Annotated in this window: 5 protein-coding genes and 1 riboswitch; of the genes, 3 read left to right on the top strand and 2 right to left on the bottom strand. The window is 67.2% G+C overall.

The window, feature by feature from the left end; translation table 11 throughout:
• Positions 1-35: 35 nt before the first annotated feature.
• On the bottom strand, positions 36-1280 hold the full coding sequence (locus tag ACXJKH_RS12745; RefSeq protein ID WP_457319747.1) for an O-succinylhomoserine (thiol)-lyase: 1245 nt from the start codon (positions 1278-1280) through the stop codon (positions 36-38).
• On the bottom strand, positions 1277-2308 hold the full coding sequence (metX, locus tag ACXJKH_RS12750) for a homoserine O-succinyltransferase MetX (protein ID WP_457319749.1): 1032 nt from the start codon (positions 2306-2308) through the stop codon (positions 1277-1279). The genes ACXJKH_RS12745 and metX overlap by 4 nt, the downstream gene beginning before the upstream one ends.
• A 78-nt stretch (positions 2309-2386) precedes the next feature.
• A riboswitch (SAM riboswitch) is annotated at positions 2387-2507 on the bottom strand.
• A 160-nt stretch (positions 2508-2667) separates the two neighbouring features.
• Between metX and ACXJKH_RS12755 the strand changes: the two genes are divergently transcribed.
• The 3 genes from ACXJKH_RS12755 (at position 2668) to trhA (ending at position 5968) form a co-directional block, all read left to right on the top strand.
• On the top strand, positions 2668-3561 hold the full coding sequence (locus ACXJKH_RS12755) for a M23 family metallopeptidase (protein ID WP_457319751.1): 894 nt from the start codon (positions 2668-2670) through the stop codon (positions 3559-3561).
• 75 nt (positions 3562-3636) lie between these two features.
• Entirely contained in the window at positions 3637-5241 is a 1605-nt protein-coding gene (locus tag ACXJKH_RS12760; RefSeq protein ID WP_256775817.1) for a peptide chain release factor 3, read from the top strand.
• Positions 5242-5332: 91 nt separating this feature from the next.
• Positions 5333-5968 carry a PAQR family membrane homeostasis protein TrhA gene (gene trhA / locus ACXJKH_RS12765; RefSeq protein WP_457319753.1) on the top strand — a complete coding sequence of 212 codons (636 nt, stop codon included), beginning with the start codon at positions 5333-5335 and terminating at the stop codon, positions 5966-5968.
• Positions 5969-6023: the final 55 nt, after the last annotated feature.

Here is a 6023-nt window from a genome sequence, read left to right on the forward strand (position 1 = left end):
GCGCGCCGGTGCGGGCGCTAGGTTCAGCACCGCACTCATGCATCCACCTGTTTGCGCACGGCAGCCTTGGCCTGCAGGTCGATCACGGCCTGCGCGCGCTCCAGCCCGGCCTGCAGATCGGCGAGCAGGTCTTCGGCGGATTCGATGCCCACCGACAGGCGCAACAGGCCTTCGCTGATGCCGGCATGGGCGCGCGCCTCGGGGGTCATCGCGGCATGGGTCATGGTCGCCGGATGCGCTACCAGGCTTTCCACGCCACCGAGCGATTCGGCCAGGGTGAAGCAGCGCAACCCATCAACGAATGCGCGCACCGCCGCGTGCGGATCATCGCCCTCGCACGAGGCCAGTTCGAAGGACAGCATCGCGCCGAAGCCGTCCTGCTGGCGCGCGGCGATGGCGTGGCCGGGATGATCGGCCAGCCCCGGGTAGTAGACGTTGGCCACCGCATCGCTGGCGACCAGCAGGTCGACCACCTCGGCGGTGTTCTCCTGGTGCGCACGCAGGCGCGCGCCGAGCGTGCGCAGGCCACGCAGGGTCAGGAACGCATCGAACGGCGACCCGGTCAGGCCCAGCGCGTTGGCCCACCACACCAGCTGCTCATGCACCGCCGCATCGCGTGCGATCACCGCACCGCCCACCACGTCGCTGTGGCCGTTGATGTACTTGGTGGTGGAGTGCAGCACCACGTCCGCCCCGAAGGCGATCGGCTGCTGCAGCGCCGGTGACAGGAACGTGTTGTCCACCACCACCTTGGCCCCGGCCTTGTGCGCGGCATCGATGACGAAACGCAGGTCGGTGATGCGCAGCAGCGGGTTGGACGGGGTTTCGATCAGCACCAGCGTCGGCGACTGCGCCAGCGCATCGGCAAGCGAACGCGGGTCGGTCAGGTCGGCGGTGATCAGGCCGAAGTGGCCCTTCTTGGCCAATGCGTTGAACAGACGCCAGCTGCCACCGTAGGCATCATGCGGCACCACCAGCGTATCGCCGGGCTGCAGCAGCGCGTTGAGCACCAGGTTGATCGCGCCCATGCCGGTGGAGGTGATCACCCCACCCGCGCCGCCTTCCAGTTCGGCCAGCGCTTCGCCAAGCAGGTCGCGCGTGGGATTGCCACTGCGGGTGTAGTCGTACTGGCGCTTGTTGCCGAAGCCATCGAAGCTGAAGTTGGACGACAGCACGATCGGCGGCGTCACCGCACCGTGGGCGGTGTCGCGGTCGATGCCGGCGCGCACGGCGGCGGTGACGCGGCTACAGGACGGCTCGGTACCGGTGGACAGGCTCATGCGGTTTCTCCCAGGGAACGAATGGCGGTGGCGAGGATCGCGTCGATGCGATCGGTTTCTTTGAGAAAGGCATCGTGGCCGTACGGCGAGCGCAGCACGCGCAGGCTGCCGCGCGGCCCCAGCCCTTCGACCAGGCCAACGCAATCGGCCAGCGGCACCAGACGGTCGCCTTCCACGGCCACCACCACGGTCGGCAGGTGGATGGCGGTCGGGTCGACGCGGTGCAGGTCGATCGATTCGGACAGGCGCAGGTAGGCGTCCACCGCGGTGCGCGCCACGTACTGCGCGCCGGCGGCATCGAGGTAATCCTCGGCGGCCACGCGCACGCGGCCGTTGACCACTTCCGGCGGTGCATCGAAGCGCTCGCCGAATTCTTCCGGCGTGCGGTAGCTGAGCATCGCGAACTGCCGCGCCAGGGCCAGCCCGTGGCCTTCGGCGCATTGCAGCTGGCCCAGGGCCACCGCACGGCGCTGCAGTGCGCGCCAGGCCGAGGCGTAGGGATGCGGACGATGCGCGCCGCTTACCGCCACCAGCTTGAGCAGACGCGGGCGATGGCGGATGGCGAACTGCTGGCCAACCAGTGCACCGTAGGAATAGCCGACGAAGCACAACACCTGGGCAATGCCGAGATGGTCGAGCAGCAGTGCCAGCGCGTCGGCCTGGTCGGCCGTATCGATGGGCAGGTCCAGCGCGCCGTCGGCACCGATGAAATCGAAGGCGAGGATGCGCTGCTCGGCTGGGTCCAGTGCGCGGCCGGCGGCGACAAGCCCTTCGGCCCAGCCTTTTTCCGGGAATTCGGTGTTGGCGGCCACGTGCCGATGCGCGGAAATGCCCCCGGCCAGCACCACCACCGGTGCACCCGCACGCCCCACCAGTTCATAGCGCAGGCGTACCGGACGGGCACCGGCGTGGCGCATCGACAGCACCGCGGCGATTTCGCCGCGCACGGCGTTGGACCCGGCGTCGAGCGGGACGCTGATCGGTGCGAAGGCGTCGGTGGCAACAGCGGTGGCGGTGGCGAAACCCATGGCGGTATCCAAAGTAGGAAAACGGCCATCGAGCTTTCGCGGAGCTCGCGTTCGAAGCGCACGCACGGTGCACGGTTCGAACCATCTTTCGGAAGACACCAACGGTCTCCGCAGGATTTGGCACCTACGCAGGTCGCTTTCGCGTCTGCGGGCTGCCCCGGCTTCAAAGGGCCTGTCCCTCTGCCGGTCTCGATGGTGGAGCCACGATGCCAGCCCCTTTCAGCGATGTCAATCCTTTCATCGGGATGAAGCGATATAGTTTTTTCTCATCAGGGCGCCACCCGCACGCACCGAGCGTCGCGCTTTCCTGAACGGACCCGGTTGCGTACAGTCGCGCCCATCTCCACCGGATCCCCGCCATGCGCCGTGCGCTGCTGCTGACCTTGCTGTCGTGTCCTCTCGCCCTCCAGGCCGCCAGCGTGCCCGGCAATGCCGCCTGGCGCTCGGGCTGGGGCCTGGTCGAGCAGGCCCACGCCGCCGCGCCGGCCAACCGCCTCGATGCGGGCATTGCCACGGTCAAGCTGGAGGGCGGTGGCAGCCGCTGGCAGGCTCGCGTGGACAACCACCTGTTCGGGCCGGTGCAGATCGCACTGCGCCAACCGGCCGGCGCCACGGCGTTGCCCGGCCTGCCGCTGCAGGCGGTGCTGGCCGGCTCGGCCAGCGTCGTGGTGACCCGCCTGCAACTGTCGTCGGACATACCACGGCTGGACCTGCTGCTCGATGCGGTGCCCGGCGATCCCACCGCCACGGCCCAGGACGTGGCCTACCAGCTGCCTTTCGATGCCAGGCGCTTCCAGGTCACCCAGGCTCCGCAGGGCCGTTTCAGCCACACCGATGCGGAGAACCGCGACGCCATCGACTTCGCCCTGGCCGAAGGGACCTCGGTGCTCGCCGCGCGCGCCGGCCGGGTGATGCAGGTGCAGGGCAATTTCGACGGGAACGGACAGGACCCGGTGCGCGATCGGGCGCGGGCCAACTTCATTCGGATCCTGCACGAAGACGGCAGCATGGCCGTCTACGCGCACCTGCAGGCCAACGGCGTCCTGGTGCGCAGCGGCCAGCGGGTCGACGCTGGCCAGCGGATCGGCCTGTCGGGCAACACCGGTTTCAGCACCGCGCCGCACCTGCATTTCGTGGTCCAGACCAACAGTGGCATGCAGCTGCGGTCGGTGCCGGTACGGATCGTGACCCCGCAGGGCGAGCTGCACTTCGCCCGCGAAGCCGATCCGGGCGGCCCCGCCGCCCTGCCCTGACCCCGGCCACGCCCGCCCCCGCTATACTGGACGGCTTATCTCCATGAAAAGCGCCCCGGGCGGGCGCGTCACGCCATGTCCGAAGTCGCCAACGAAGCCGCGCGCCGCCGCACCTTCGCCATCATTTCCCATCCTGACGCCGGCAAGACCACGCTGACCGAAAAGCTGCTGCTGTTCGGCGGTGCGATCCAGATGGCCGGTTCGGTGAAGGGCCGCAAGGCCGCGCGCCACGCAACGTCCGACTGGATGGCGCTGGAAAAGGAGCGCGGGATCTCGGTCACCTCCTCGGTGATGCAGTTCCCTTACGAAGGCAAGATCGTCAACCTGCTCGACACCCCCGGCCACGCCGACTTCGGCGAGGACACCTACCGCGTGCTCACCGCGGTGGACTCGGCGCTGATGGTGATCGACGTGGCCAAGGGCGTGGAAGAGCGCACCATCAAGCTGATGGAAGTGTGCCGCCTGCGCGATACCCCGATCATGACCTTCATCAACAAGCTCGACCGCGAGGGCAAGGAGCCGATCGACCTGCTGGATGAAGTGGAGAGCGTGCTCGGCATCCAGTGCGCGCCGGTGACCTGGCCGATCGGGATGGGCCAGCGCCTGAAAGGCGTGGTCCACCTGATCAGCGGCGAAGTCCACCTGTACGAACAGGGCCGCAACTTCACCCGCCAGGATTCGACCATCTTCCCGTCGATCGATTCGCCAGGCCTGGCCGAGAAGATCGGTGAGCGCATGCTGGCCGACCTGCGCGACGAGCTGGAACTGGTGCAGGGCGCCAGCCACCCGTTCGACCTGGAGGCCTACCTGGCCGGCAAGCAGACCCCGGTGTTCTTCGGCTCGGGCGTGAACAACTTCGGCGTGCAGCCGCTGCTGGACTTCTTCGTCGAGCACGCGCCGTCGCCGCAGCCGCGCGCCACCACCGGCCGGGTGATCGCGCCGGAGGAAAACAAGCTCACCGGCTTCGTGTTCAAGATCCAGGCCAACATGGACCCGCAGCATCGCGACCGCGTGGCCTTCATGCGGATCTGCTCGGGCCGGTTCGTCGCCGGCATGAAGACCTTCCACGTGCGCACCGGCAAGGAAATGAAGCTGGCCAACGCGCTGACCTTCATGGCCAGCGATCGCGAGATCGCCGCCGAAGCGTGGCCGGGCGATGTCATCGGTATCCACAACCACGGCACCATCTCCATCGGTGACACCTTCACCGAAGGCGAGGCGGTGAGCTTCACCGGCATCCCGAACTTCGCCCCGGAACTGTTCCGCCGCGCACGCCTGCGCGATCCGCTCAAGCTCAAGCAGCTGCAGAAGGGCCTGGCCCAGCTCTCCGAAGAAGGTGCCACGCAGTTCTTCCGCCCGCTGATGAGCAACGATCTGATCCTCGGTGCGGTGGGTGTGCTGCAGTTCGACGTGGCCGCCTACCGCCTGAAGGACGAGTACGGCGTGGAAGCCACCTTCGAGCCGGTCAGCGTGACCACGGCGCGCTGGGTCACCTGCAGCAACGAGAAGAAGCTGGAGGAGTTCCGCGAAAAGAACGCGGGCAACCTGAGCATCGATGCGGCCGGGCAGCTGGTGTATCTGGCACCGACCCGGGTCAACCTGCAGCTGGCGCAGGAGCGTGCGCCGGATGTGCGCTTCGCTGCCACGCGCGAAGCGGCACACAGTATTTCGGTCGGCTGATACCGCGTCTGAACAGGCCCGCGTGCATGCGCGCGCCATCGCGGCGATGATAGGGGGGAGCGGGTCCCCCCTCCCCGCAGTGTCGATCGCCATGACTACAGTTGCTTCCGTACGTGAAGAAATCGCCAGCGCGCTGACCCACGGGCTCGGCGCGGTGGCCGCGCTGGCCGCCAGCGCTGTGCTGATCACCCTGGCCGCCATCTATGGCGACGGCTGGCAGTTGGCCAGCGCGATCGTGTTCGGGGTGGCGTTGCTGCTGCTGTACACGGCCTCCACGCTGTACCACGCGATCCAGCACCCGGTCGTCAAGGGTCGGCTGAAGGTGTTCGATCACTGCGCCATCTACCTGCTGATCGCCGGCACGTATACGCCGTTCACGCTGATCGGGCTGCGTGGCGGTCCGTGGGGCTGGGGCATGTTCACCGCGATCTGGGTGCTGGCCTTTGCCGGGGTGATCTTCAAGCTGTTCTTCACCGGGCGCTTCAAGCTGCTGTCGACGATCATCTACATCGCGATGGGCTGGATGGTGATGGTGGCGATCAAGCCGATGTGGGCCTCGATCGATGGCTGGACGTTGGGTTGGCTGCTCGCTGGCGGGCTGTCCTATACGTTGGGCACGTATTTCTACCATCGCGAATCGATCCGTTATTCGCACGCGATCTGGCATCTGTTTGTGATCGGCGGCAGTGTCTGTCATTTCGTCGCGGTGACTGCGCAGATTCTTTGAGGGTGTTGTTTTTTTCGGCAACTTTTTAAGGTCAAGGTCAAGGTCAACTTCAACT

The sequence above is a fragment of the Stenotrophomonas sp. P5_B8 genome, from assembly GCF_054049855.1.

What these genes read in the sequence shown, in the direction of transcription:
- ACXJKH_RS12745 (WP_457319747.1), bottom strand. Translation starts at nt 1,280, where the DNA reads ATGAGCCTGTCCACCGGTACCGAGCCGTCCTGTAGCCGCGTCACCGCC.
- metX (WP_457319749.1), bottom strand. Translation starts at nt 2,308, where the DNA reads ATGGGTTTCGCCACCGCCACCGCTGTTGCCACCGACGCCTTCGCACCG.
- ACXJKH_RS12755 (WP_457319751.1), top strand. Translation starts at nt 2,668, where the DNA reads ATGCGCCGTGCGCTGCTGCTGACCTTGCTGTCGTGTCCTCTCGCCCTC.
- ACXJKH_RS12760 (WP_256775817.1), top strand. Translation starts at nt 3,637, where the DNA reads ATGTCCGAAGTCGCCAACGAAGCCGCGCGCCGCCGCACCTTCGCCATC.
- trhA (WP_457319753.1), top strand. Translation starts at nt 5,333, where the DNA reads ATGACTACAGTTGCTTCCGTACGTGAAGAAATCGCCAGCGCGCTGACC.